The sequence below is a fragment of the Rhodococcus sp. IEGM 1307 genome, assembly GCF_030056915.1.
Lineage (GTDB): Bacteria > Actinomycetota > Actinomycetes > Mycobacteriales > Mycobacteriaceae > Rhodococcus_F > Rhodococcus_F opacus_D.
In genome coordinates this window covers 1-24,884 of the sequence record NZ_JASHKW010000027.1, presented here as the reverse complement: position 1 = coordinate 24,884, position 24,884 = coordinate 1, and the positions used below count along the sequence as shown (strand labels likewise).

Below are 24,884 nucleotides of genomic sequence, written 5' to 3'. Positions count from 1 at the left end.
CACCCATCGGAGGAAGGAGCCGTCCGTTGGCGCAGGAATTCCGCCTACCCGATCTCGGTGAGGGGCTGACGGAGGCCGAGCTGGTCTCCTGGGCCGTCGAGGTGGGCCAGACGATCGAACTCAATCAGGTGATCGGAGAGGTCGAGACAGCGAAGGCGCTCGTCGAGTTGCCTTCGCCGTACGCGGGTGTCGTGGAGGAACTGCTGGTTCCGGCTGGCGCGACAGTGCCGGTCGGGACGCCGATCATCCGGATCGCGACGGATGCGGCCACCGAGGAACCTCCCGCGCGCACGCCCGTTCTGGTGGGGTACGGGCCCGAGGCCGCCGCCGAGAGCAAACGGGCCCGGCGGAAGCTGGCAACCGCTCCGGAGACCGGCACGTCCGGCCCGGACCGTCGGCGCCCCGACGCCTCGCCGGCAGCCCGGGCGGCCGCCCGTGAACTCGGGGTCGACCTCGCCGCTGTCGCGGGCACGGGGCCGTCCGGCGCCGTCACCCGGAACGACGTCGAATCCCACGCGGGTTCGGCCGGGCAGTCCGTGCCGTCGACACCGGGCTCGCCGGAGCCGTCGGAGCGCGAGACCCGCACCCCGATCCGCAGCGTCCGGAAGCAGACCGCGGCGGCAATGGTCCGCAGCGCGTTCACCGCCCCGCACGTCACCGAATTCGTGACCGTCGACGTGACCCGGTCGGTGGAACTGCTCGACCGCCTGCGTGACCTCCCCGCATTCGAGGGACTGTCGGTGACACCACTGAGCCTGGTCGCGAAGGCGATGATCGTCGCGCTGCGCGAGAACCCGAGCCTCAACGCCTCGTGGGACGAGGAGAACCAGGAGATCGTCACCAAGCACTACGTCAATCTCGGCATCGCCGCGGCCACGCCCCGCGGTCTGGTCGTCCCCAACATCAAGGAGGCGCAGTCGCTGAGCCTGCTCGAACTGTGCCGCGCGATCACCGAACTGACCGCGACCGCGCGCAGCGGCAGAGCCGAACCCGCGCAGCTGACCGGTGGCACGGTGTCGATCACCAACGTCGGAGTGTTCGGTGTCGACGCGGGCACACCGATCCTCAACCCCGGCGAATCGGCCATCCTCTGCCTGGGCAGCGTCACCAGGCGACCGTGGGTGCACGAGGACGAACTCGCGGTGCGGTGGGTCACCACCCTGAGCGTGTCGTTCGATCACCGGGTGGTCGACGGCGAGCAGGGGTCGAGGTTCCTGTCGTCCGTGGCGGCGATGCTGCACGATCCCGCCTCACTGCTCGCGCACCTCTGATCCTCGGTACGTTTGGTCGGTGAGCACTTCCCGAGCGTCCGCGGTCGACACGCGTCCACCAGTGACCGAGCCGCTCCGCCGGGCTCGTGCGGGAACGTTCGGGATCTTCGGGATCAACGGGTTCCTGCTCGGCATGTGGGTCGTGCACATTCCGGCGATCGAGGACCGGACCGGCATCAGCCACTCCACGCTGGGTTCGCTGCTGCTCCTGCTCGCGGTCGGCGCGATCGGCGGCATGCAGGTCAGCGGCCCACTGGCCGACCGGTTCGGCAGCAGGCGCATGGTGATCATCGCCGGACTCTTCCTGTCGGCCGCCACCGTGGGCCCGGGGCTGGCGTCCGCGGCCTGGCAACTCGGTCTCGCCCTGCTCGTGTTCGGCTTCGCCAACGGCGCACTGGACGTGTCGATGAACTCGCAGGCCGTCGAAGTCGAGCAGCGGTACGGACGGCCGATCATGTCGGCGTTCCACGCCCTGTTCTCCGTGGGCGGGGTGGCAGGATCGCTGCTCGGAGCGGCGACGCTCGCCGCCGGGTGGGCACCCGTGACGGCGTTGCTGGTCGCCGGGGCTGTCGGGGTCGTCACCGTCGCCGCGGGCTCGCGGTGGCTGATGGCGGACCGTCCCCGCTCTCGGCACGACACCGCTCCCGCCGAGAAGGCACAGGGCCGGCTGTCCACCCGGGTCCTCGCGCTCGGTGGCATCGCCTTCGTCCTCATGCTGTCGGAGGGTGTCGCGAACGACTGGAGCACCTTACAGGTCAAGGAACACCTCGGAACGTCCGATTCCGTCGCCGCCCTCGCGTTCGGAGCCTTCTCCGTGATGATGACGGTGGGCCGGTTCGCCGCGGACCGTGTGAGCGGCGCGCTCGGTCCCGTCGCCGTCGTCCGCTACGGCACCCTGATCGCCGCCCTCGGAATGCTGCTCGTCGTCGTCTCGGGGCTGCTCCCGCTCACCGTCCTGGGCTGGGCGCTGTTCGGCCTCGGGTTGTCGGGTTGCGTCCCGCAGATCTTCACCGCCGCGGGGAACCTCGGCGCGGGTTCCGCGGGCACCAACATGTCCCGGGTGGTCGGGCTGGGGTACGTCGGATTCCTCGCCGGCCCGGCCACCATCGGCTGGATCACCCAGGTGGTTCCGCTCACCGTCGCGATGGTGGTGCCCCTGGTCTGCGTGCTCGTGGCCGCCACGTTCGCGGGGACGGTCCGGCGCACCTGACACGCTCGCCGCACGAACAGGACCGTTCACCGACCTCACAGCGGCCTCTCATCGATCGTTCAGCGTCGGTTGGCACACTGTGTGTCGTGACCGAATCGACTAGCAGGCTGCGTCGCAGTCTTCGTCGCCTCGCCTTCGCTGCGGCGGGTGTGGCGGCACTGTGCGCGCTGTACCTCATCCGCCCCGAATCGTCGGGTCTCGTCCTCCCTGAGGCACTCCGACCCGTCGCCGATCCTGTGATCCAGGCGATCGACGTCACCACTGTGCTCGCAGCGACCGTCGTCCTCGCCATCGTCGCGGCGATGCGAAAACTTTCGTACGGCATGGGTGCGGTACTGCTGCTGTGTATCGGCGCGAATCTCACCAGCGCCGCAGTCCGGGCATGGGAATCGGATGCACCGTCGGTGCTCCTGCCGAGCGGGCACGTCGTCGCCGTCACCGCGCTGTACGGTTCGGCGCTGCTGGTGTCGGCGCCGCGGTTCCGGCCCGTCATCGCGGGCCTGGGTTTCGCCGTCGTCCTCGGTGTCGCGGGGGCCGCCGCGCTGATCGAACCGATCGGCATCTTCGGCCTCGCCGCCGGCCTGATGATCTTGGCGATCTGGTGGGCGCTGGCGTCCACCCTGATGCTGTACTCCCCCGTCGCCGCCGAGCGTGAAGAGCGACGGCCCGACACCGCGGCCATCGCCTTCTCCCGGCACCGCGGCAGTCTGCGCCTCTGAGGCGCTTCGCGCCCGTGCGCCTTTCTGGTAGCTGGTGCTACCAAAAAGGCGCACGGGCCCGGAGGGCCTACAGGGCCTTGAGTTCCTCGGTGACCTCGGAGACCGACTTCTTCGCGTCCCCGAAGAGCATGGAGGTGGTGTCGGCGAAGAACAGCGGGTTGTCGATGCCGGCGAAGCCGGAGTTCATCGACCGCTTGAGCACGATCACCGACTTCGACTGATCCACATTCAGGATGGGCATCCCGTGGATCGGCGACGACGGGTCGTTGCGGGCGGCGGGGTTGGTGACATCGTTCGCACCGATCACCAGGGTGACGTCGGTGCGGGCGAACTCGTCGTTGATGTCGTCCATTTCCTTCATCGCGTCGTACTCGACGTCGGCCTCGGCGAGCAGCACGTTCATGTGCCCGGGCATCCGGCCCGCAACCGGGTGAATGGCGTACTTGACCTCCACCCCCTTCGACTCGAGCATCTTGGCCATGTCCTTGACCGCGTGCTGGGCCTGCGCGACGGCCAACCCGTAGCCGGGGACCACGATGACCTGGTTGGCGTACGCCATCTGGATCGCCGCGTCCGCCGCCGAGGTGGACTTCGCCGTCTTCACGGTCCCGTCCCCGACCGCCGCCGCGACACCGCCGCCACCGAACCCGCCGGCCACGATCGCCGGGATGGACCGGTTCATCGCCTTCGCCATCAGGTTGGTCAGGATCGAACCCGACGCACCGACGATCATGCCGGCCACGATCATCGCCTGATTATTGAGCGCCAGACCGGCGGCCGCCGCGGACAGACCCGTCAACGCGTTCAGCAGCGAAATCACCACGGGCATGTCGGCGCCGCCGATCGGCAGCACCACCATCAACCCGAGCACCGCCGCCAGCACAAGCACACCCACGATCCACCACTGCGACGTGGGTCCGGTCGGATCGATCGCCTTGACCCCGATGGCCACCGCCAAGGCGACGGCCCCGATCAGCAGCACCGCATTGAGCGGTTGCTGCAGCTTGCCGATGCCGATCGGCCGGCCCGGCAGGGTTTCCTGCAGCTTGAGGAACGCGATCACCGAACCCCAGAACGAGATCGACCCGATGATCGCCGCGAACAGCGACGCGATGACGATGTGCACCGTCGGCGACTCACCGTGCTGAAACGCGGTGAACCCGTCCGAGTCCAGGAACTCGGCGTACGCGATCAACGCGACCGTGCCACCACCGACACCGTTGAAGAGGGCCACCAGCTGCGGCATCGCGGTCATCTTCGTCCGCAACGCCGGCGGCACCCCCAGGATCACACCGATCACCAGACCGGCGACGATCAGCACCCAGTTGGAGGTGTCCCGGATCGCGATCAACGTCGCGACCACCGCGACACCCATCCCGACCGCGGCGATCTGGTTACCGCGGACCGCGGTCTTCGGGCCGGTCAGGCCCATCAGACCGTAGATGAACATCGCGAACGCCACGATGTACAGAACGTTGACGAGGTACTCCATTACCGGTCCCCACCCTTCTCAACAACAACAACGGGGGCGGTGGGCTTGGACTTGAACATCGCCAGCATCCGGTCGGTGACCACGAAACCACCGACCACGTTGATCGTTCCGAAGACCAGGGCCACGAACAGGATCACCTGCAGCCCCCACGGCGGGTCCTCGACCTTGCCGAGCACCACCAGCGCACCCAACACGACGATGCCGTGGATGGCGTTCGTGCCCGACATCAGCGGGGTATGCAACGTGTTCGGGACCTTCGAGATCACCGCGAACCCCACGAACCCGGACAACACCAGGATCGCGATGTTCGCCAACAATTCGGTATACATCTAGGACACACCCTCCTCACGGGTGACGCAGGACGCGGCGAGGACCTCGTCCGAGAAATCGGGGGCCAGCGCCCCGTCGACGAGCATCAACTCGAGCAGCGCGGAGATGTTCTTCGAGTACAGCTCCGAGGCGTGCTCGGGCATGCTGGCGGGCAGGTTCAGCGGCGAGCAGATCGTCACCCCGTGCTTGACAACGGTCTGACCGGGCTCGGTGAGCTCGCAGTTACCGCCGGTCTCCCCGGCCAGGTCGACCACCACGGAGCCGGGCTTCATGCCCTCCACCGCGGCCGCGGTCACCAACCGCGGCGCCGGACGGCCCGGCACCAGGGCGGTGGTAATGACCACGTCGAAGCCCTTGATCGCGTCCTCGAGCGCCTGCTGCTGCTGCGCCCGCTCCGCCTCGGTCAGCTCGCGGGCGTAGCCGCCCTCACCGGCGGCGTCGATCCCGAGATCGAGCCACTGGGCACCGACCGAGCGGACCTGGTCGGCGACCTCCGGGCGCACGTCGTAGCCGGTGGCCCGGCCCCCGAGACGCTTCGCCGTCGCCAACGCCTGCAGGCCGGCGACACCGACACCGAGGACCAGCACCGTCGCCGGCTTGACGGTGCCGGCGGCGGTGGTGAGCATCGGGAAGAACCGGGTCGACTCCGACGCCGCGAGCAGCACCGACTTGTAGCCGGACACGTTCGCCTGCGACGACAACGCGTCCATCACCTGGGCGCGGGAAATACGCGGGATCGCCTCGACCGCGAACGCCTGCACCCCGGCCGCCTTCAGCGCGGCGACCTGATTGTCCTGGTTGCGGGGGGCGAGGAACCCGATCAGGGTCTGCCCGGCACGCAACCGGCCCACTTCCTCGTCCGATGGCGGCGCGACCTTGACGATCACGTCCGCCGACCACGGGTCGGCAATGGCGGCTCCTGCCAATTTGTACAACTCGTCCGGGATCAGCGCGCCCAAACCGGCACCCGACTCGACCACCACGTCGACGCCCTTGGCGATCAACGACGCCACGATCTTCGGCACCAACGCGACCCGACGCTCACCGTCGTTCGACTCCCGAACGACGCCGACCGTCGGGCGCGCAGTGGACGCGCTCTGCGATGTATCCATGTATCGACTTCCTGCGGTAGATGGTGTGTGTGCCGCGACGAGCGGCGATCAACCGATGATGAGCGGAAATATTTCCCCCGACTCGACTGAGTTAGCTGATAGTAGCCAGAGAAAGCGTGACGTAGGGAACAGAGAAGTCCGTGGGTAGGCGTCTGAATCGAGTCCGAACAGTCGTTCTCACAGATCTTTCTGCTCGTTTGTGAACCCGGTCACAGGGTGTTTCGTCGTAGTCTGACGGTAGACAGCCGCACGGAAGCGGAGGTTCGGCCATGAGCACACCGAAGGAACGGAGCGCGGAGGACGTCACCGCGAATCCACCGGTCGTCGTCGAGCGGGTCTACGACCATCCGACCGAGGGCGACGGACTCCGACTGTTCGTGGACCGGCTCTGGCCGCGGGGGCTCCGCAAGGACGCGTTCCATTTCGACGACTGGGCCAAGGACCTCGCACCGTCGACGGAGCTGCGTCACTGGTACTCGCACGACGTCGCCGCATTCAGCGAGTTCCGCGAGCGGTACGTCCACGAGCTCGACTCGCCGAGCGGACGGAAGGCCGTCGCGCGGGTGCAGGAACTCGCGCAGGGGCGGCCGATCGTTCTCCTGACCGCGACGAAGGACGTCAGCCACAGTCACGCCGAGGTGCTCGCCGAATACATGCTGGATCGGTTGTGACCGCCCACCGCGACGACGCCGCGCCCATCACCGAACCGGACGACGACCTCGGCGGCGACCCCGTCTGCTGGCTCGACCGCGTGTGCCCCGACTGCGGGTTGTTCCTCACCGACCACACCGCGGGCACCTGCCCGCGCTGCGGGGGGCGCGGGACAGGTGACGTGCCGGAATTCAGCCGGCGTTCAGGTACCGGGCACGGAGTTTGTGCTTGACGAGTTTGCCGGTGGGTGTGCGCGGCAGGTCGTCGGAGAAGTCGATGCTGCGCGGTGCCTTGAAGTGACTCACCCGGTCGCGCACGTAGTCGAGTAATTCGCGGGCGACGGCATCGGACGGCTCCACCCCCTCGACGAGTTGCACGACGGCTTTGACCTGTTCGCCCATCTCCTCGTCGGGCACGCCGATCACCGCGACGTCGAACACCTTGGGATGCATCGTGAGAACGTTCTCCGACTCCTGCGGGTAGATGTTCACCCCACCGGAGATGATCATGAACGCGGCGCGGTCGGTGAGATAGAGGAAGCGGTCGGAGTCGATGTACCCGATGTCGCCGCTCGTGGTCCACGTCGGATGGTCGGGGTGCGTCGCGGATTCGGTCTTGGCCGGGTCGTTGTGATATTCGAACGGCCGTTCCTCCCTCTCCCAGTAGACGGTCCCGATGTCACCGACGGGTACGTCCGCACCGTTGTCGTCGCAGATGTGGACGATGCCCATGACCCCGTCGTGGCCGACCGATCCCGGCTTCGCGAGGGCCTGGGCGCTGTCGATGAACGTGGCACCGGCGCCTTCGGTGGACGCGTAGTACTCGTGGATCACCGGGCCCCACCACTCGATCATCGAACGCTTCACGTCGGGCGGGCACGGCGCCGCCGCGTGGATCGCCACCTTCAGACTCGACACGTCGAACTTGTCGCGAACGTCCTTGGGCAGCTTGAGCATCCGGACGAACATCGTCGGGACCCACTGGCTGTGGGTCACCCGGTACTCCTCGATGAGCCGCAGCGCCTCCTCGGCGTCGAAGCGGTCCATCAGGACGATCGTGCCGCCGACGGACGTGATGGTGCCGCAGAAGCGCAGCGGCGCTGCGTGATACAGGGGTGCGGGGCACAGATAGACGGTGTCGGAATCGAATCCGTACATCGGGGCGAACACGGCGGTGTACGGATCCGTGGTGGTGTCCACCTCGCCCTCGGGCAGAGCGGGTTTGATCCCCTTGGGCCTGCCGGTGGTGCCCGAGGAGTACAGCATGTCCTGCCCGCGGGGCTGCGAATCGAGCGGTTCGGCCGACTGCGCCGCCACGGCGTCGTCGTAGCTGTCGAATCCGTCGAGTTCGCCGCCGTACACGAGACGGTGACGGATGCGGGGCAGCTGATTCTCCTCGCGCGGCACGGCGCCGCCCGCATCGGCGGACACGATGAGCACCTCGGCTCCGCAGTCGTCCACGACGTAACCGGCTTCCTCCGGGGTGAGATGCCAGTTCACCACGGTGATGTACAGCCCGGATCGCAGCGCCGCCCAGTACACCTCGAGAACCCGGAGGTCGTTGCTCGACACGAGCGCCAGGTGGTCGCCGACCTTCAGGCCGAGCGAACGCAGGTGCCGTGCGAGGCGGGTGGACCGCTCGTCCAGCTCCCGGTAGGTCAGCTGCTCCCCCGTCGAGGGACGAATGACAGCGGGCTTGTCCGGGGTGGTCGCCACGAAGTTTCCAGGGAACATCCGCACTCCTTTTGTTAATGGAGATTCTCACCATCGGTCTACCACACCGAACCCGGGACGGGGAGGCCTTCGACGCCGTCACCGGCGCATTCGTCTGCCCGCGGCGAAAACCCTCGGACGCGTCGGCGGGAGGTCCTAGAGTTGAGGCAAAAGGAGGGTTACCACCCGTGAATGGCCTGCAGAAGGAACCGATCCTCGACGCGTTATTCGAGGAATGGGACGTACTCGACGACGTGCTGTCCACGTTGTCCGGCGACGCGTGGTTCACGCCCACCGCGCTGCCGGGCTGGACCGTCCACGACGTGACCGCGCATCTCATCGGCACGGAGTCGCTCCTTGCCGGAATCTCCGCACCGCACACCAGCATCGACGTCCGCGGCCTCGCGCACGTGCGCAACGAGATCGGTGCGTTCAACGAAGAGTGGGTCGAGGGGCTGCGGGGGTGCTCCGGCCCCGAGATGCTCGAGCGTTTCCGGGTGATCGTGGCCCGCAGGCGGTCGGAGCTGAGCGAGATGACCGACGATGCGTTCGAGGCCGAGACCACCACACCGGTCGGTCCGGCTCCCTACCTCCGGTTCATGCGCATCCGCGTGTTCGACTGCTGGATGCACGAGCTCGACCTGCGCGACGCCCTCGCGCTGCCCGGCGACGAGGGCGGCCTGCGCGGGGAGACGGCGTTCGAGGAGATCGCGGGCGCTGTCGCGTTCCTCGTCGGCAAGCGCGGTAAGGCCCCGGACGGGTCGAGGATCACCCTGGAGCTGACGGGACCGCTCGCGCGGAACATTCACGTCGCCGTCGACGGCAGAGCCGCGGTGGTCGACGAACTGCCGTCCGAGGCCACCGCGACCGTGACTCTCGACTCCCGGCTGTTTACCCGGTTGGCGGGCGGCCGGACGACGGCGGCCGATCACCGCGACGAGATCGCGTTGAGCGGCGACACCGCCGTGGGCAAGAGGATCGTCGACAACCTCGCGTTCACGATCTGACCGCGGTGCGCCTGTTCCTGTCCTCGTATCGGTTCGGTGCGGATCCCGCGCCGCTGCTGTCGCTCGTCGGCCGCCCGGGGCGCGTGGGGGTGATCGCCGCGGCCGCGGACGCGTGGCCGCGGACGGCGCGGACGTCCGCGGTGGTGAGTGATGTGATGCCGCTGACGCGGCTGGGCTTCACCCCGGAAGAGGTGGATCTGCGCGACTACATCGGCAGCGACGGGCACGCGCGTTCGGCCGCGCTGAGGGAGCGGCTGGCGGGGTTCGGCATGCTGTGGGTGCGCGGTGGAAACACGTTCGTGTTGCGCGCGCAGATGGCCCGGAGCGGGGCGGACCGGGTGATCCCGGACCTACTGCTGCGCGATTCGCTGGTGTACGCCGGCTACAGCGCGGGGGCGTGTGTGATGACTCCGACGCTGCACGGTCTCGACTCCTCCGATGACCCGGCGGAGGTGGTCGCAACCTGCGGCATGGAGCCGCTCTGGGACGGTCTGGGCGTGGTGGGCTTCGCGATCGTGCCGCATCACCCGCCTGCGGAGCTTCCAGGGGCCGAAGACGCCGTCCCCTTGGAGGACGCGGCAGCCGTTCGGCGCACTGTCACCGCTTTGAGGCTCGCCGGCATCGAATACCGCACTTTGACGGACGATCAGGCGATCGTCGTGAACGGAGATCGAACCGAACTCGCGTGACGACGGCGAGCCCTGCGACGGGAAGGCCTTCAGCCGAAGACGGCGACCGGCACGGACGGAGTGAACGGGGCGACGCGGTCGAGTGCGGCCCAGGTGACCTCGCAGCGCTTGGCGGTGACTTCGTCCGCGTCGGCGAGGAGCGTGTTCAGGAGGGTCTTCGGGTTCAGGCGCCATTCCTGCACCATGGACCGAACTTCCTCGTTGGTGAACAACCCCGAACCGGCCAGTGCGAAGATCCATTCGTCGAACTCGCCACGGTGGATCTGTTCGATGGAATCGTAGTCGATACCACCGTCGAGGAACTCGTACGAGAACATCGCGGAGATGTAGCTGCTGGGATCTCGGTGGAGTGCATTCATCGGTGCGGGTCCTTCCAGGGTCGGTGCGGCAAAACCCGGCCCCAACCGTGTTCTAGCTCACATTTCGTGAGAATCTCCGTTTGGGTGTAACGCCTCGCCGGTGTTTGACGATGCAAGACGCTAACCCGTAGAAGTGAGTTTTTGCATTGCCTGGTCGATACGATCCGGTAACGGAGTGACGAATGTGACCTGTGTTACACCCGATTCGTCCGGTTCCTCGCGGTTCGCGGGACGCCCCTACCTGCATTTTCTCCCCCGGACCCGGTTGCATACCCCATCGCCGGAACCCCGGAAAAAATTCACCCCCCTGATCCCACATCGTGAGACTCCTACGCGTAAGTAACTAACAGATGGACTATTGAGGTCTCGCTTCCAGGCCGAACGTCCAGGTTGGAGCGATATCCGTACAAGCCGGTCGGAATCGGTTCAGTTGGACGTCTGACCAATTCGAGGACACCCGCGGCCCGCTGGGTTACCGTCGGGGCGCCCGACACCCGCATTTCAGGAGTCACGATGACGGTCACCGACGACGCACTCGCGACGCTCGCCGCCGCGCTCCCCCAGGGGTGTCTCGTCACCGATCCGGACATCCTGGTCTCCTATCGCCAGGACTGGGCGCGCGACCCCGATGCCGTCCTCCCCCTCGCCGTCGCCCGCCCCGCGACCACCGAGGAAGTCCAGGTGGTGATGCGCTGGGCGACCGAGCACCGGGTCCCCGTGATCCCACGCGGGGCGGGATCCGGGCTCAGCGGCGGCGCCACCGCCGTGGCGGGGTGCGTGGTGGTCAGCACCGAGCGCATGCGCCGGATCGAGGTGGACCCGGTCACACGGATCGCCGTCGTCGAACCGGGACTGCTCAACGCGGAGGTCAAGGCCGCGGTCGCCGAGCACGGACTCTGGTACCCACCGGATCCCTCGTCGTTCGAGATGTGCTCGATCGGCGGCAACGTCGCGACCAACGCCGGCGGCCTGTGTTGCGTCAAGTACGGCGTCACCACCGACTACGTCCTCGCGCTGCGCGTGGTCCTGGCGGACGGGACGGACGTGCGCCTGGGCGGACCGCGACTGAAGGACGTGGCCGGCCTGTCGCTGACCAAGCTGTTCGTCGGGAGCGAGGGAACCCTCGGCATCGTCACGGAGGCGACGCTGAGGCTGATCCCGGCCCAGCCGCCGTCGAGCACCCTCGTCGCGTCGTTCGCCTCCGTCCAGGCCGCCGCCGACACCGTCCTGGCCATCACCCGCACGCTGCGGCCGTCGATGCTCGAATTCATGGACCGCGCCTCGATCGGCGCCGTCGAGGACGCGCTGAAGATGGGCCTGGACCGGACGGCGGAGGCGATGCTCATCGCCCGCTCGGACGCGCCCGGTGCGATTGCGGCCGAAGAGATTTCCGTGATGGCGGACGCGTGCACAGTGAACGGCGCGTCCGAGGTATTCACCACCGACGACCCCGAGGAGGGCGAAGCCTTCGCCGCGGCAAGACGATTCGCGATCCCCGCGGTCGAGAGACTCGGCAGCCTGCTCCTCGAGGACGTCGGGGTCCCGCTCCCGAAACTGCCTGCGCTGGTGGAGGGAATCGCTGCCATCTCCCGCGAGCGTGACGTGATGGTGGCGGTGATCGCGCACGCGGGCGACGGAAACACGCACCCGCTCATCGTGTTCGACCCCGAGGACGCCGCGATGGCCGAGCGTGCCCACCTCGCCTTCGGCGAGATCATGGACCTCGCACTCTCTCTCGACGGCACGATCACCGGCGAGCACGGCGTGGGCCGGCTGAAGAAGGCCTGGCTGCCCGACCAGTTGGGCGAGGACGTCATGGAATTGACGCATCGGATCAAGAACGCACTGGACCCACTGGGGATCCTCAACCCCGGAGCGATTCTGTAGCTACACAGTCCGGGATGCGATACCCAATGGTTACCCAAGGGGCTGGTGTGGCAGGTGAGGTATTGCTAGCGTGACCGGACCCGACTCGATTCCTCGCAGAGAGGTGCGCTCGTGACCAGACTCCGCCGTGTCGCCTCCCTGGCGATGCCCGCCTTACTTGCTTCTACCTGCACGTTTTTCACGATGACGCCCCCTGTAGCGACGGCGGCGCCGTGCCTCGGCGGAACCGGCAGCCTCGGATCGAGCGGCTCCAACCAGGGCATCAACCCCATTCCCTGGCTCAACGGAAGTGACGGTCGCCTTCCCGAGCTGCGTGGCAAAACTCAGGCTATCGCGCACATCACCGGGCCACGCAGCTCCAACGACACGATCGGCAGGTTCCGGGTGCTCGGCACCGACCTCGGCATCATGTGGGACAACGGCGGCGGTGAGATCCTCACCGCGTTCGGTGACACCGTCGGGCTGAGCGACAACCCGCTGTGCGGTCTTGTCGGCGACTGGCGCAGCAACATCCTGTTGCGCAGCTCCGACAAGGACCTCACCGACGGGATGCGCATCGACAATTCCCCGGTCGATACCCCGAACCATTCCAAGGAGATCATCCAGAGCAAGAAGATCCCGGGTGTGGAGCAGACCGTCATCCCCACCACCGGCATCTCGGTCGGTGAGGGTCCCGGGGCGACGCAGTACATCAACTACATGTCCGTGCGGAGCTGGGGCGCCCCCGGCGAGTGGGACACCAACGCGTCCGGCATCGCGTACTCCGTGGACAACGGCGAGAACTGGGTCACCGACCCTCTGACGCTGCGGCCCAACGTCCCGGGTACGGGCGCCGAGAACTTCCAGATGGGCTCGTACGTCAAGCACGACGGATTCGTCTACGCGTTCGGCACGCCGTCGGGTCGATCCGGCGACGCCCGGCTGTCGCGGGTGAAGGAAGCGGACATCCGGAACCTCACGCTGTACGAGTACTGGGACGGCAAGGCGTGGGTGAAGGCCAACGCCACCGTCGCCGCACCGGTCATCCCCGGACCCGTCAGCGAGTTGTCGGTGCAGTTCAACCAGTACCTCGGTCAGTTCGTGGCGATGTACACCGATGCCGGCAATTCGGTGGTCATGCGCCGGTCCGACCACCTCGAATCCGGCTGGAGCGAACCCGAGGTGCTGGTGAGCAGCCGGGACGTGCCCGAGCTGTACGGCGCGTACATGCACCCGTGGTCGCAGGGATCCGATCTGTATTTCCTGGCCACCACCTGGTCGGACTACAACGTCATGCTGCTGCGCACCAACCTCGCGGACTGACGGTAATCTGCGAGTGACAGCGTGCGCGGGACAGCGCGCACGCCACACGAGCAGAGGAGCGGTCTGTGGCGGCCACGGTGGAGCACGACGTGTCGGAATCCCGGTTCGAGATCTACCTCGACGGCCAGCTGGCCGGATACGCCGACTATTTCGAGCGGAACGGGGCCCGCGACTTCCACCACACCGTGACGTACCCCCAGTTCCGCGGTCAGGGTCTGGCCGCGGAAGTGGTGAAGGCCGCCCTCGACGACACGAAGGCCAGCGGGCTCACCGTGATTCCGTCGTGCTCGTACGTCGAGAAGTACATCGCCGAGAATCCGAGCTATGCGGAGCTCGTCTGATCCGGTCCGCCTGACCGTCCGCGCGTCGTGTCTGGTCGCCGCGGCGGTCGTGCTGGCCGGCTGCGGTTCCGGCGACGGTTCCGAGACCGATCCGGCGGCGTCCGCGCCGACCACGTCGGTGTCCGCACAGCCCGGCGCGTTCGTGGGTGAATGCGGCTCGCTGACCGACGCCGAGGTGTACGAGCGGGCCGGGATCACCGCGCTCACCCCGGTGTCGCGCAACGGCATCAAATGCCGGTGGGAGGCGGACGGCGGCGAACGGTACGTGATGTTCACCTGGTACCGCGGCAGCCCCATCGACCGGGAGCGGTCGGTGGCCAAGGGCATCGGTCACGAGGTCCACGACCTCGAGATCGCCGGGCACCGCGGGTTCTCCTCGCAGAACGTCGGATTCTGCGAGGTCGCGCTCGGCACGGGTTCCGACTTCGTGCACTGGCTGGTCCGCTACGGCACGGGCACCGCACCCTCCGATCCGTGCGCGGCTCCCACCGCGCTCGGCCGGTTGACGTTGGAGAAGGTCAAGTGAGCGCCGCCCGCCGGGTCGCTGCGGCGCTGGCGTCGGCGATGATCCTGGCCGGCTGCGGCACCTCCGTCACCGGCAGTCCCCTGCCCGAGGGCGCCGCATCGTCCGACGACGGCGGCTCCCCGCAGTTCGACAAGCTCCTCCGCGAGTGCGACGCCGTCCCCAACGACAAGATCGCGGAGACCCTCCACGGCGCCGGCATCGACCAGTACTTCTTCGGCGCGGTGTGCATGTGGACGGTGTCGTCCGCCGCCGGTTCGATCGACGTCACGTTCGGCTGGTTCGAGAACAACTCGCTGCAACGCGAGCGGAGTGTGGCCGATGGGCTGGGCTACGAGGTGGAAACCACGTCGATCGCGGGCACGTCGGCGTTCAGCGCCCGGCGTCCGGGCGATTCGGCGGCGTGCGGGATCACCGCCGCCTACTCCGGCGTCATCACCTGGTGGGTGCAGCAGCGGTCGGGCACCGGCGACCCGTGCGACGGTGCGCGCACCCTCGCCGAACTGACCCTGCAACGCAACCAGTAGCGGCCGAAATTCGCTCGCGGTGGCCACGACCTCGCTGTTAGCGTCGAAGGACCACCGATCGAGCCGACCAGAGGACCCTTGCCGTGACCGCCACCGAGACGGCTGTGACTCGCCGGTTCGGGCCCCTTATCCTCCTGAACCTCGCGACGCTGTTCTCGTCCACCGGCAACGGCATCGCGATCGTCGTGCTGCCCTGGCTCGTGCTCGAGAGGACCGGTCGCGCGTCCGACGCCGCGATCGTCGCGGGCGCGGCCACCCTCCCGCTGCTGGTGTCGAGCCTGTTCGCGGGCACGTTCGTCGACCTGTTCGGACGTCGCCGCACGTCGATGATCTCCGACTGCCTGTCCGCCCTGTCCGTGGCGGCCATCCCAGTGATCGCGAACACGACGGGCCTCACCGTCACGGTGATCGCCGTCCTCGCCGCGATCGGCGCCGCGTTCGATCCGGCCGGAATCGCGGCGCGGGAGTCGATGCTGCCGGCCGCCACGAAGTCCGCGGGCTGGTCACTCGACCGGATGAACAGCCTCTACGAGGCCAACTACAACGTGGCGTATCTCGTCGGACCCGGCATCGGCGGCGTCCTCATCGCCACCGTGGGTGCGGTGAACACGTTGTGGGTCACCGCCGTCGGATTCGTGCTGTCCGTGGTGACCATCGCATTCCTGCGACTGGAGAACGCAGGCAGACCCGACACGTCCACGCGCCCGACGTCCATCTGGCACGGCACGCTCGAGGGCCTGAAGTTCGTGTGGCACAACCGGCTCCTGCGCACGATCGCTCTGGTCGACATGGCGGTGGTCGCGCTGTACATGCCCGTCGAATCGGTGGTGTTCCCGGTGTACTTCACCGAACTCGACAAGCCCGCGCAACTGGGTTCGGTGCTGATGGCGCTCAGCATCGGCGGCGTGGTGGGTGCCCTCGCGTACGGACCGCTCGCGCCGTATGTGTCGCGCAGGATGCTGATGGTGGTGGCGGTGACGGTGCTGGGCGCGGCCATGGTCGCGATGGCGTTCCTGCCGCCGCTGTGGGCGATTCTGGCGCTGGCCCTCCTCCAGGGTCTCGTGTTCGGTCCGGTCGGCCCGATCGCCAACTACGCCATGCAGACTCGTAGTCCGGAGCACATGCGCGGGCGCGTCACCGGGGTCATGACGTCCACCGCGTACGCCGCGGGTCCGCTGGGTTACCTGCTGGCCGGTCCCCTCCTCGACAAGTGGGGAATCCAGCCGACCTTCTTCGTGCTCGCGATCCCGGTCCTGATCATCGGGCTGGCCTGCTTCGCGCTGCCCGTCCTGAAGGAACTGGACGACAAGGTCCCCGTCAGTTGAAGCCCATGACGTCGTTGCCCCACGCGATCCGCATCTCGTGGTCCGGGTCCTTCACGAGGGTGTCCGCGCCGTCGATCAGCAACGTCGAGCGGTTCTCCTCGTCGTAGGGCGCCCAGTGCTTGGACCCGTCCAGCGCGGCGGGGACACCGTGCCGCGCGAACGCGAGCCACCGGCGCTGGATCCGGCCCGACACCTCGAGCGCCGTCTTCCGGCCCCCGAGCCAGAACGTCGGGTCGATGTTGAGGGTATCGAAATTGCCGAAGACGTACGGGAGTTCGGTGGCGTGGCCGGCTCCGATCCGTGCGGCCTTGAGCATCGGCGTGGCCTGATCGAACCGGTACATCCATGTCGGCGAGTGCCGGCTGTGGGCGTCGGCCACCCACAGGGCGGGCATCCGGAACGCGGCGTCCCTCGACATCGCGAGCGCGCCCTTCGGCTTTCCGCGGTCCGGATACGCCGACAGGATGTCGGCGAGGCGGGCGGCGGGCAGTTCCGGGTGATCGGCCGCGATCGCCCTCAGCATCTCCTGCACCGAATCCGACGTGACCGGCAGCAGAGGCGATTTCATGAACTTGAAGATCGACGACTCGTCCTTATTGGAACCGATGATGAGAGGGATGCGGTGGGAGTGCCCCTTCTGGAACGCGGCCACCGGGTAACGGGGCAGGAAGTCGCGGTCCACCACGGGCGCCATCGCGAGCGTGCCCGGAATCCTCGTCGGCACCTCGTTGACGAGCGTGTCGCTGGCCTCGATCACCGTGCGGTACGGAAGGTGCAGCAGGGTGTCGATCTGCGCGGGTTCCACCTCGAGGATGTCGAGGAACTGTTTCGCGACGGTGGCCGCCCGCTCGCTCCCGTAGACCGACGTGGCGGGCGGGCTCTGGGCGATCGCGCGGTGGAACAGCCCCTCCGCGCTCGGACACGTCATCAGCGTGGTGATCGACCCGGCTCCGGACGACTCCCCGAACACCGTCACCTCGTCCGGGTCACCGCCGAACGACGCGATGTTGTCGCGGACCCATTCGAGGGCTGCGACCTGGTCGCGCAGCCCACAGTTGGTCTCGAACACTCGCTCGGCCGTCGAGAACGACGACAGGTCGAGGAAGCCGAGCGCTCCCACCCGGTAGTTGAACGAGACCAGCACGACGTCGCCGATTGTGGACAGGATGCGCCCGTTGTAGATGCCCTGAGCTGCGGTTCCCAGGCAGTAGGCACCGCCGTGGATCCACACCATCACCGGCCGCGGGGTGCCGTCGGGTCTCGGGGCCCAGACGTTGACGGACAGGCAGTCCTCGTCCATCTCGAGTCCCGCGTCGATGGGGACGGCGGTGCCGTGCCCCTGCGGCGCCATCGGGCCGAAGTCGACGCAGTCGCGCACACCCTCCCACGGTGCGGGCGGGGCCGGGGCGCGGAACCGCAGATCGCCGACGGGGGCCGCGGCGAACGGAATGCCCTTCCACGCGTAGACGTCGCCCTCGGGGTAGCCACGCACCTCACCGTCCCGGGCGCGGACGACGAGCGTGTCGCCGGACTTGTCGACCTCCACGGAATCTCCTCACGCAGCACGTTCCGGGAATCTCTCGCCAAACTACCAACGATGAGCAGGCAGGACCGATCGAACGCGACATAGATCAACAGTGCGCTAACATTCCCGCGTGGCCGCATGGACCGATTCCGAGGGCAGGAGCCTCCTCGACTACCCGCGCCCGTCCGTAGCCGTCGACGTCGCCGTCCTCACCGGCGACGGCCCGGAACTGAAAGTTCTTGTGGTTCCGCACCGTTCGGGCCGGCTCGCCCTTCCCGGCACGTTCCTCCACGAGGGTGAACGACTGCGGGACGCCGCCGAGCGGTGCCTCCGCATCAAGGCCGGCCTGACGGGCACCGTATTCCATCAGCTGGCGATGCTGGACGATCCCGGCCGCGACGATCGCGGGTGGGTGCTGTCGATGACGCACGGCGCCGCGCTGCCCCGCACGGCGCTCCCCCGCGACACAATGTTGATCACCGTCGACGACGACCGGGTGACGCAGGACCTGGCGTTCGACCACGCGGACGTCGTCGCCCTTGCCGTCGCCGACCTGAGAGAGCGGTACGCGCGGGCCGTCGACCCGTCCGGCCTGGCCGGCGACACGTTCACGGTGCTCGAACTCCGCCGGGTGTACGAGGTGGTGTTCGGGCGTCCACTGCCGAAGGACTCGTTCCGGCGGCACCTGATGCCGGCCCTCGAGAACACCGGCGACATGGCCGTCGTCGGAACCGGCCGGCCCGCGGAGATCTACCGGCGCGGCCCCGCACCCCTCCCGCCGAGCGCGGCCGCGTTCCTCGCCGGCTGAGCCCCTCCACCGACCCTGGCCTTTCCGCCCGCGGCACGGCCGGTGCTAGGGTCGGCTTGTTCTGACACGGGGTGCTCCGCACGGGCGGGGCTGAGAACACACCCGGGAACCTGCTCAGGTAATGCTGACGAAGGGATGTCAACGTTGTGAATAGCTCTGTCCAAGATGCTGCCGGCGCCGGCCAGCACGCCCGATTCACGGACCACTTGTGGGACCGGACCAAGGTGCTGCGCGAGGCGATCGACGAACTCGAGTTCCTGCGCCGCCTCGGCGACGGAACGCTGCCGCTGGACGTGTTCCGCACGTACATCGAGCAGGATTTCCTGTACCTGACCGGGTACGCGAAAGCCCTTTCACTGGTGGCCGCGCACGCGCCGGGCCCGGTCGAGGCCGGCTTCTGGGCGGGCTCGGCCGCGGAGGCCGCCACGGTCGAGGCCGCGTTGCACCAGAATCTGCTGACCAGCGGACGACTCCCCGAGTCGGACGCGGAGCCGCTGCATTCGCCTGCCTGCCTCGGGTACATCTCCTACCTGACGGCCGTCGCCGCCACCGAGCCGTACGCGGTGGCCGCCGCGGCAGTGCTGCCCTGCTTCTGGATCTACGCCGACGTCGGGCACCGGCTCGCGGCGAGCGCCCGTGAGGTGCTCTCCACCGACCCGTCGCACCCGTACGCACAGTGGGTGACCACCTACGACGCGGAGGAGTTCCACGCCGCCGTCGCGAGGGCCCGCGAACTCGTGGACGCGGCGGCCGAGGCCGCGACCGATGCTCAGCGCGAGGCGATGGCGGAGGCGTTCGTGATCGCCAGCCGCTACGAACTCATGTTCTGGGACACCGCTCTCAACAAGCAGGAATGGCCGGCGTCGTGACACTCTTCTCTCGTACCAAGCGCGCCGCCACCGCAGCCGTCGTCCTGGTCTCCGCCCTGTCGCTGCTCACCGGTTGCGCCGGTGACTCCCAGTCCGGCGACACCATCCGGTTCGCACTCGACTGGACACCGAACACCAACCACACCGGCCTGTTCGTCGCCCAGCAGGAAGGCTGGTTCGCGGACGCCGGCCTCGACGTGCAGGTGCTGCCCTACAACGACACCTCGCCCGACACCCTGGTCGACGCCGGCAACGCGGAGTTCGGGGTGAGCTTCCAGAGTTCGGCGACGTTCTCGAAGGCCGCGGGCGCACAGACCACGTCGGTGATGGCTCCGCTGCAGCACTGGGCGACGGGCATCGCGGTGAAGGCGGATCGCGCCGACATCACCCGCCCCCGGGATCTGGACGGCAAGATCTACGCCGGGTTCGCGGACCCGGACGGCGAGGAGACGCTGAAGCAGATCATCCGCAACGACGGCGGCAAGGGCGAATTCACCACCGTCACGCTCGGCACCTCGGCCTACGAGGCCGTGTACTCCGGCACCGCCGACTTCACCGTCTCGTTCTTCGGCTGGGAGGGCATCGAGGCCGAGCACCAGGGCACGCCGATGCGTTACTTCCACTACACCGACTACGGCTTCCCGGATGCGTACGCTCTCGTCATCGAGGGCAACGAGGAGTGGATGGCCGACCATCCCGAGCAGGCCCGCAAGTTCGTCCAGGCCCTGCAGCGCGGATACCAGTTCGCCGCCGACCGGCCGGACGAGGCCGCGCAGATACTGATCGACGCCAACCCCGGCGCCTTCACCGACGAGTCCCTCGTGCGGGAGAGCCAGCAGATGCTGTCCTCCGAGTACATGAAGGACAGTTCCGGCAAGGTCGGGACACAGACGGCCGAGCAGTGGGCGGGGTACTCCGGTTTCCTGTTCCAGCACGGCCTGCTCACCGGCCCCGACGGGGCACCGCTGACCACGGAACCCGACTGGTCGACGTACTTCACCAATGAGTACCTCACTCAGCCCTGACCCGAGTCTGCGCACCACGGCCCCGGGCACGTCCCCGCTGCTGCGGCGGGTGCTGCCCGCGGTCGTGGTCGTGGCACTGCTGGTCATCGCGTGGCAGGTGTACGTGACGGTCAGCGGAATCCGGCCGCAGGTGCTGCCGTCGCCGCTGCGGGTGGTCCAGCAGGGCTGGCGGGCGCGGGACGCCATCTCCGGTCACGCCTCCGCGACACTGCAGGTGACACTGATCGGGTTCGCCGTCTCCCTGCTCTTCGCGTGGGCCCTCGCCGTACTCGTGGACTTCTCGCCGTGGCTGCGCCGCGCGTTCGTTCCGCTGTTCGTCGTGTCGCAGACACTGCCGATCATCGCGATCGCGCCGCTGATGATCATCTGGTTCGGATTCGGTCTGCTGCCGAAGATTCTCGTGATCGCCCTCGCCACGTTCTTCCCGATGACGATCGGTCTGATCGAGGGTTTCGCCGCGGCCGACCGGGAGGCGGGCGCGTTGTTGCGCAGCATGGGCGCCTCACGGTGGCAGGAATTCCGCTACGTGCGGCTTCCGGCGGCGATCCCCCGGTTCTTCACCGCCCTGCGCATCGGCATCACGTACGCCGTGGTGGGTGCCGTGTTCGCCGAATACGTCGGGGCCACGTCCGGTCTCGGCATCTACATGGCGACGCAGAAGAACTCCTTCCGCACCGACCTCGTGCTGGCGGCGGTGTTCGTGACCGCCGTGATCAGCGTCAGCCTCTACCTGCTCACCTTCGCGGTCGAGCGCGTCGTCGCCCCGTGGATCAAGAACGAAAGGGCTCGGCATGAGTGACACCGCGCGCGTCGCACTGTCCGGTCTGAGCAAGGGATTCCCGGTCCGCGGCGGCATCCGGCCCGTCCTCGACGACGTCTCGTTCACCGTCGAACCGGGTGAGTTCGTGTCGGTGATCGGCCCCAGCGGGTGTGGGAAGAGCACCGCGTTCTCCATGCTCGCCGGTCTCGATCAACCCGACTCCGGCACCGTCACGATCGGCGGCGAACCGGTGCGTCCCGCGGGAAGTGGTCCCGCGAAATGCGCGTACATGCCGCAAAAGGACCTGCTGTTCCCGTGGCGCACCGTCCTCGACAACACCACTCTCGGACTAGAGGTGCAGGGCGTGCCCCGGAAGCAGGCGCGGGACAAGGCCCGGGAATTGTTCTCAGTGTTCGGTCTCGGCGGATTCGAGGACGCCCGCCCCAGCCAGCTGTCCGGCGGGATGCGGCAGCGGGCCGCGATGCTGCGGACCGTCGTCCAGGACCGTCCGGTGCTGCTGCTCGACGAGCCGTTCGGCGCTCTGGATTCGTTGACCCGCACCGAGATGCAGACCTGGTTGCAGGACGTCTGGCAGCGCTACCGGTGGACGGTGCTGATGATCACCCACGACATCCGGGAGGCCGTCTACCTGTCGGACCGGGTGGTCGTGCTGTCCGCGCGGCCCGCCACCGTGCGGCGCGAGGTGACGGTGGGCCTGCCGCGTCCCCGCGAATTGTCGATGATGACGTCGCCCGAGTTCGCGGACGTCGAACACGAATTGCTCGGGGTGCTCCACGAGGAGTCGCGGCGGGCACTCGTCGAGCAGGAGTCGGCCCGGCGCTGAAACAGGCCGCGTCTCAGAGCACTGCCGCCTCGAGCTCGCCCAGAGCCGTCTCGAGATAGAAGAGGATGCGCTGCAGGCTCGGCACCGAACGGCGGCACCCGATGACACCGAAATCGAGGTTGCCGCCGTTGGTGGTGAGTGTGATGTTGAGCGCCTGCCCGTCCAGCACCACCGACGTCGGATAGATGCCGTCCAGCCGGGACCCGTTCCAGTACATGGTCTTCCGCGGCCCCGGGACGTTGGAGATGATCACGTTGAACGGCGGCGGCGTGAAGCGGACGAACCCCGGCACCGGTGTCAGAGCGATCGGCGACATGTTGAAAGCGGACCACGCCAGCGCCTGCATCGAGGTGAGGCTGCCGAACAGTTCCTTCCCCTGGGACATGGAGGCGGAGATCGCCGTCAGACGTTCGGCCGGGTCGTCGACGTCCGTCGCCAGGTTGCACAGCGTGACCCCCACCGCGTTACCGCCGGCGTCGGCCTGCTGCTCGTCGCGCAACGACACCGGAACCATCGCGATAAGCGGCTCGTCGGGCAGCGCGTTCTGTTCCTCGAGGTACCCCCGCAGCGCCCCGGCGCACATGGCCATCACGACGTCGTTGACACTGACCCCCGCCGCCTTCCGGACGGCGTGGACGCGTTCGAGCGGCCAGGACTGCGCGGCGAACCGGCGCGCGCCACCGATCGGGACGTTCAGCATGGTGCGGGGCGCCTCGTACGGAAACCTCATGTCGTGCTGCCCCATCGCGGTGCGGGCGATGCGCAGCGACGCAGGCGCGAGACCGGCCACCTCACCGACCGTGCGACGGACCCCGTTCACCACCGACCAGAGGTCGGGGGCGGGGGCGGAACCGTTGGCCGACGCCCTGCGCGGCAGGTTCCACGGCGGCGGTGCGTCGCGCACGTCCGGGTCGGTCGACAGCGTCCGCATCAGCAGCCGCAAACCGGAGACCCCGTCCATCAGCGAGTGGTGCATCTTGGTGTAGATCGCGAACCGGCCGTCGCTGAGACCCTCGATCAGATACATCTCCCACAGCGGGCGATGACGGTCCAGCAGCGTGCCGTGCAACCGGGACGTCAGCGTCAGCAGTTCCCGGACCCGGTACGGGGCCGGCAGCGCCGAATGACGCACGTGGTATTCGAGATCGACGTCCGACTCGTCGGCCCACCACAGGTTCCCGAGACTGCCGACGGGGCCCGCAGGCTTCTTCCGAAAGGTGGGGTCGACGTCCGTGTGCTTCAGCAGAGTTTCGTGCATCGACTTCACGTAGTCGGGGCCGGCATCCTCCGGCGGTGTGAACAATTCGAGCGATCCCACGTGCATCGGATGCTCTCGCGATTCGCCGAGAAGGAATATCGAATCGGTAACCGGCATGATCCCCACCTGGACGTTCACCCCCACTCGGTCACTATCCCATTACGACTTCCGCCTGGATGCTACGTCGGGCGTAGCGTCCGTGCGACCAACTTCGATGTAGACCGTACGGCGCAAAGAGGTGGAAAACCTAAAGGCAGCAAGTCGATGGGCACCGAGGCCGGATCGGAGGCAGGCAATGAGCACTGCGACTTACGAATTCTGCCCGTCACCCCTCCCGGTGACGCGGCGGGAGTTCGCCGGAACCAGCCTGCAGTCGACGGCCCTCGCCCACACACTCCGCCGCACGGTCCGGCCGTTCCTGGACGGGTGGGCGCGCTACCCTGAACTGCCGTGGCCCACGGGAGTCGTCGACCTGTTCGGGTACTCGCTCGGCCCCATCCGCGGAACCGTGCGCAGGCCCATCCGGCTGCCGCACTGCCGCGCCGAATGGATCCGGCCTCCGGGTGAGCTCGGCGACCGGGCGATCCTCTACCTCCACGGCGGGGCGTTCCTATGCTGCGGGATCAATTCTCACCGCCAGATGGTGTCCCGGATCGCGGCGGAGTCGCAGGCGTCGACGCTGAACGTCGCGTACCGGATGATCCCGAGGAACCCCATCCGGGCGGCCGTCGAGGACGGCGTCGACGGGTACCGGTGGCTGCTCTCGCACGGGTACACCGCCGACCGCATCGTCATCGCCGGCGACTCGGCAGGCGGATTCCTGACGTTCATGGTGACGCTCGAAGCCCTGCGCCAGGGGTTGCCGCGTCCCGCCGCCGACGTCGCGCTGTCGCCGCTGACCGACCTCGACCCGGTGAACAAGCTGGCCCATCCCAACGCCGACCTCTGCGCCGTCTTCCCCAAACGCGCGGTCGGTGCCCTGTCCAGGCTGATCGAAAGGCTGGACACCAGGGGCGGGCACGAGCCGTCCACGTCACCCGTGGACGGCTCCCTCGCCGCCATGCCGCCGGCGCTGATCCAGACCGGCTCGCAGGAAATGGTCTACGTCGACGCGGAACTGATGTCCGAGCGGCTGTCCCAGGCGGGTGTGCCGTGCGAACTGCAGGTATGGGAGCGGCAGGTGCACGTCTTCCAGGCCGCCGCCGGACTGCTCCCCGAGGGCACCCGCGCCATCCGCGAGATCGGTCGGTTCATCCGCAAGGCCACACCCGTGAGTACTTCTTAACCGCCGGGGGGCTGTTTCAAATTTCCGGGTCGGGGTCTCCGCGTGCCGCGGCG

General features: G+C 68.0%; 25 protein-coding genes and 1 riboswitch. Of the genes, 18 read left to right on the top strand and 7 right to left on the bottom strand.

The window, feature by feature from the left end:
* Positions 1-26: 26 nt before the first annotated feature.
* The 3 genes from QM841_RS37030 (at position 27) to QM841_RS37020 (ending at position 3,200) form a co-directional block, all read left to right on the top strand.
* Positions 27-1,271 (top strand): dihydrolipoamide acetyltransferase family protein, encoded by a 1,245-nt coding sequence (locus tag QM841_RS37030; RefSeq protein WP_283335838.1) that lies wholly within the window; start codon positions 27-29, stop codon positions 1,269-1,271.
* Positions 1,272-1,332: 61 nt separating this feature from the next.
* The gene (locus QM841_RS37025; RefSeq protein WP_283335912.1) at positions 1,333-2,481 is read left to right on the top strand and encodes an MFS transporter; all 1,149 of its coding nucleotides are present in this window, start codon (positions 1,333-1,335) and stop codon (positions 2,479-2,481) included.
* A gap of 86 nt (positions 2,482-2,567) precedes the next feature.
* Positions 2,568-3,200, top strand: a complete 633-nt coding sequence (locus QM841_RS37020; RefSeq protein WP_283335836.1) for a hypothetical protein — start codon at positions 2,568-2,570, stop codon at positions 3,198-3,200.
* Between the two features lie 67 nt (positions 3,201-3,267).
* Here QM841_RS37020 and QM841_RS37015 read toward each other — a convergent pair whose 3' ends face one another.
* The 3 genes from QM841_RS37015 to QM841_RS37005 are packed head-to-tail and all read right to left on the bottom strand — an operon-like array spanning position 3,268 to position 6,134.
* Positions 3,268-4,692: an NAD(P)(+) transhydrogenase (Re/Si-specific) subunit beta gene (locus tag QM841_RS37015; protein ID WP_280783682.1), complete on the bottom strand. Its 1,425-nt coding sequence runs from the start codon at positions 4,690-4,692 to the stop codon at positions 3,268-3,270.
* Entirely contained in the window at positions 4,692-5,021 is a 330-nt protein-coding gene (locus QM841_RS37010; RefSeq protein WP_271213171.1) for an NAD(P) transhydrogenase subunit alpha part 2, read from the bottom strand. Before QM841_RS37010 ends, QM841_RS37015 begins: the two co-directional genes overlap by 1 nt.
* On the bottom strand, positions 5,022-6,134 hold the full coding sequence (locus QM841_RS37005) for a Re/Si-specific NAD(P)(+) transhydrogenase subunit alpha (RefSeq protein WP_283335835.1): 1,113 nt from the start codon (positions 6,132-6,134) through the stop codon (positions 5,022-5,024).
* Between the two features lie 269 nt (positions 6,135-6,403).
* Here QM841_RS37005 and QM841_RS37000 point away from each other — a divergent pair, with 269 nt between their 5' ends.
* Entirely contained in the window at positions 6,404-6,805 is a 402-nt protein-coding gene (locus tag QM841_RS37000; protein WP_280783684.1) for a DUF488 domain-containing protein, read from the top strand.
* A 171-nt stretch (positions 6,806-6,976) separates the two neighbouring features.
* Here the strand turns inward: QM841_RS37000 and QM841_RS36995 are convergent, their stop codons facing one another.
* The gene (locus tag QM841_RS36995; protein ID WP_105423739.1) at positions 6,977-8,518 is read right to left on the bottom strand and encodes an AMP-binding protein; all 1,542 of its coding nucleotides are present in this window, start codon (positions 8,516-8,518) and stop codon (positions 6,977-6,979) included.
* 167 nt (positions 8,519-8,685) lie between these two features.
* Between QM841_RS36995 and QM841_RS36990 the strand changes: the two genes are divergently transcribed.
* Positions 8,686-9,504 carry a maleylpyruvate isomerase family mycothiol-dependent enzyme gene (locus QM841_RS36990; protein WP_283335831.1) on the top strand — a complete coding sequence of 273 codons (819 nt, stop codon included), beginning with the start codon at positions 8,686-8,688 and terminating at the stop codon, positions 9,502-9,504.
* A gap of 5 nt (positions 9,505-9,509) precedes the next feature.
* Positions 9,510-10,193, top strand: coding sequence for a Type 1 glutamine amidotransferase-like domain-containing protein (locus tag QM841_RS36985; RefSeq protein ID WP_283335830.1), 684 nt, complete (start codon positions 9,510-9,512; stop codon positions 10,191-10,193).
* A 29-nt stretch (positions 10,194-10,222) separates the two neighbouring features.
* Here QM841_RS36985 and QM841_RS36980 read toward each other — a convergent pair whose 3' ends face one another.
* Complete coding sequence (locus tag QM841_RS36980; RefSeq protein WP_011594545.1) at positions 10,223-10,552, bottom strand: hypothetical protein; 330 nt, start codon at positions 10,550-10,552, stop codon at positions 10,223-10,225.
* A 513-nt stretch (positions 10,553-11,065) separates the two neighbouring features.
* Here QM841_RS36980 and QM841_RS36975 point away from each other — a divergent pair.
* From QM841_RS36975 to QM841_RS36950, 6 genes are all read left to right on the top strand, one after another.
* A complete protein-coding gene (locus tag QM841_RS36975; RefSeq protein WP_283335827.1) occupies positions 11,066-12,439 on the top strand; it encodes an FAD-binding oxidoreductase in 1,374 nt (457 codons plus the stop codon).
* 183 nt (positions 12,440-12,622) lie between these two features.
* The gene (locus QM841_RS36970; RefSeq protein ID WP_280783690.1) at positions 12,623-13,741 is read left to right on the top strand and encodes a glycoside hydrolase family 183 protein; all 1,119 of its coding nucleotides are present in this window, start codon (positions 12,623-12,625) and stop codon (positions 13,739-13,741) included.
* 65 nt (positions 13,742-13,806) lie between these two features.
* Positions 13,807-14,082: a GNAT family N-acetyltransferase gene (locus QM841_RS36965; RefSeq protein ID WP_005252788.1), complete on the top strand. Its 276-nt coding sequence runs from the start codon at positions 13,807-13,809 to the stop codon at positions 14,080-14,082.
* The gene (locus tag QM841_RS36960; protein ID WP_280783691.1) at positions 14,066-14,608 is read left to right on the top strand and encodes a DUF3558 domain-containing protein; all 543 of its coding nucleotides are present in this window, start codon (positions 14,066-14,068) and stop codon (positions 14,606-14,608) included. Before QM841_RS36965 ends, QM841_RS36960 begins: the two co-directional genes overlap by 17 nt.
* Positions 14,605-15,132, top strand: coding sequence for a DUF3558 domain-containing protein (locus QM841_RS36955; RefSeq protein ID WP_283335825.1), 528 nt, complete (start codon positions 14,605-14,607; stop codon positions 15,130-15,132). The genes QM841_RS36960 and QM841_RS36955 overlap by 4 nt, the downstream gene beginning before the upstream one ends.
* 83 nt (positions 15,133-15,215) lie before the next feature.
* Positions 15,216-16,457, top strand: a complete 1,242-nt coding sequence (locus QM841_RS36950; protein WP_011594550.1) for an MFS transporter — start codon at positions 15,216-15,218, stop codon at positions 16,455-16,457.
* On the opposite strand, the gene QM841_RS36945 is transcribed toward QM841_RS36950, so the two are convergent.
* The gene (locus QM841_RS36945; protein ID WP_283335823.1) at positions 16,450-18,003 is read right to left on the bottom strand and encodes a carboxylesterase/lipase family protein; all 1,554 of its coding nucleotides are present in this window, start codon (positions 18,001-18,003) and stop codon (positions 16,450-16,452) included. The two genes, QM841_RS36950 and QM841_RS36945, sit on opposite strands and share 8 nt — an antisense overlap.
* Positions 18,004-18,112: 109 nt before the next feature.
* Between QM841_RS36945 and QM841_RS36940 the strand changes: the two genes are divergently transcribed.
* The 5 genes from QM841_RS36940 to QM841_RS36920 all read left to right on the top strand — a co-directional run bounded on the left by QM841_RS36940 (position 18,113) and on the right by QM841_RS36920 (position 22,288).
* Entirely contained in the window at positions 18,113-18,790 is a 678-nt protein-coding gene (locus QM841_RS36940; RefSeq protein WP_283335822.1) for an NUDIX hydrolase, read from the top strand.
* Between the two features lie 57 nt (positions 18,791-18,847).
* Positions 18,848-18,943: riboswitch (TPP riboswitch) on the top strand.
* Positions 18,937-19,659: a TenA family protein gene (locus QM841_RS36935; RefSeq protein WP_283335821.1), complete on the top strand. Its 723-nt coding sequence runs from the start codon at positions 18,937-18,939 to the stop codon at positions 19,657-19,659. Its footprint overlaps the riboswitch before it by 7 nt.
* Positions 19,644-20,684, top strand: coding sequence for an ABC transporter substrate-binding protein (locus QM841_RS36930; protein WP_283335819.1), 1,041 nt, complete (start codon positions 19,644-19,646; stop codon positions 20,682-20,684). The genes QM841_RS36935 and QM841_RS36930 overlap by 16 nt, the downstream gene beginning before the upstream one ends.
* Entirely contained in the window at positions 20,662-21,483 is an 822-nt protein-coding gene (locus tag QM841_RS36925) for an ABC transporter permease (RefSeq protein ID WP_283335818.1), read from the top strand. The genes QM841_RS36930 and QM841_RS36925 overlap by 23 nt, the downstream gene beginning before the upstream one ends.
* Positions 21,476-22,288: an ABC transporter ATP-binding protein gene (locus QM841_RS36920; RefSeq protein ID WP_283335817.1), complete on the top strand. Its 813-nt coding sequence runs from the start codon at positions 21,476-21,478 to the stop codon at positions 22,286-22,288. Before QM841_RS36925 ends, QM841_RS36920 begins: the two co-directional genes overlap by 8 nt.
* Positions 22,289-22,301: 13 nt before the next feature.
* Here the strand turns inward: QM841_RS36920 and QM841_RS36915 are convergent, their stop codons facing one another.
* Positions 22,302-23,663, bottom strand: a complete 1,362-nt coding sequence (locus tag QM841_RS36915; protein WP_283335816.1) for a WS/DGAT/MGAT family O-acyltransferase — start codon at positions 23,661-23,663, stop codon at positions 22,302-22,304.
* A 178-nt stretch (positions 23,664-23,841) separates the two neighbouring features.
* Between QM841_RS36915 and QM841_RS36910 the strand changes: the two genes are divergently transcribed.
* Positions 23,842-24,831: an alpha/beta hydrolase gene (locus QM841_RS36910; RefSeq protein WP_280783699.1), complete on the top strand. Its 990-nt coding sequence runs from the start codon at positions 23,842-23,844 to the stop codon at positions 24,829-24,831.
* Positions 24,832-24,884 lie beyond the last annotated feature (53 nt).

Bases quoted from the DNA above. Each gene is read 5' to 3' on its own strand.
- QM841_RS37005 (WP_283335835.1), bottom strand. From the start codon at position 6,134: ATGGATACATCGCAGAGCGCGTCCACTGCGCGCCCGACGGTCGGCGTC.
- QM841_RS36975 (WP_283335827.1), top strand. From the start codon at position 11,066: ATGACGGTCACCGACGACGCACTCGCGACGCTCGCCGCCGCGCTCCCC.
- QM841_RS36910 (WP_280783699.1), top strand. From the start codon at position 23,842: ATGAGCACTGCGACTTACGAATTCTGCCCGTCACCCCTCCCGGTGACG.
- QM841_RS36915 (WP_283335816.1), bottom strand. From the start codon at position 23,663: ATGCCGGTTACCGATTCGATATTCCTTCTCGGCGAATCGCGAGAGCAT.
- QM841_RS36920 (WP_283335817.1), top strand. From the start codon at position 21,476: ATGAGTGACACCGCGCGCGTCGCACTGTCCGGTCTGAGCAAGGGATTC.
- QM841_RS37010 (WP_271213171.1), bottom strand. From the start codon at position 5,021: ATGTATACCGAATTGTTGGCGAACATCGCGATCCTGGTGTTGTCCGGG.
- QM841_RS36960 (WP_280783691.1), top strand. From the start codon at position 14,066: ATGCGGAGCTCGTCTGATCCGGTCCGCCTGACCGTCCGCGCGTCGTGT.
- QM841_RS36925 (WP_283335818.1), top strand. From the start codon at position 20,662: ATGAGTACCTCACTCAGCCCTGACCCGAGTCTGCGCACCACGGCCCCG.
- QM841_RS37000 (WP_280783684.1), top strand. From the start codon at position 6,404: ATGAGCACACCGAAGGAACGGAGCGCGGAGGACGTCACCGCGAATCCA.
- QM841_RS36980 (WP_011594545.1), bottom strand. From the start codon at position 10,552: ATGAATGCACTCCACCGAGATCCCAGCAGCTACATCTCCGCGATGTTC.
- QM841_RS36930 (WP_283335819.1), top strand. From the start codon at position 19,644: ATGGCCGGCGTCGTGACACTCTTCTCTCGTACCAAGCGCGCCGCCACC.
- QM841_RS36970 (WP_280783690.1), top strand. From the start codon at position 12,623: ATGACGCCCCCTGTAGCGACGGCGGCGCCGTGCCTCGGCGGAACCGGC.
- QM841_RS37015 (WP_280783682.1), bottom strand. From the start codon at position 4,692: ATGGAGTACCTCGTCAACGTTCTGTACATCGTGGCGTTCGCGATGTTC.
- QM841_RS36995 (WP_105423739.1), bottom strand. From the start codon at position 8,518: ATGTTCCCTGGAAACTTCGTGGCGACCACCCCGGACAAGCCCGCTGTC.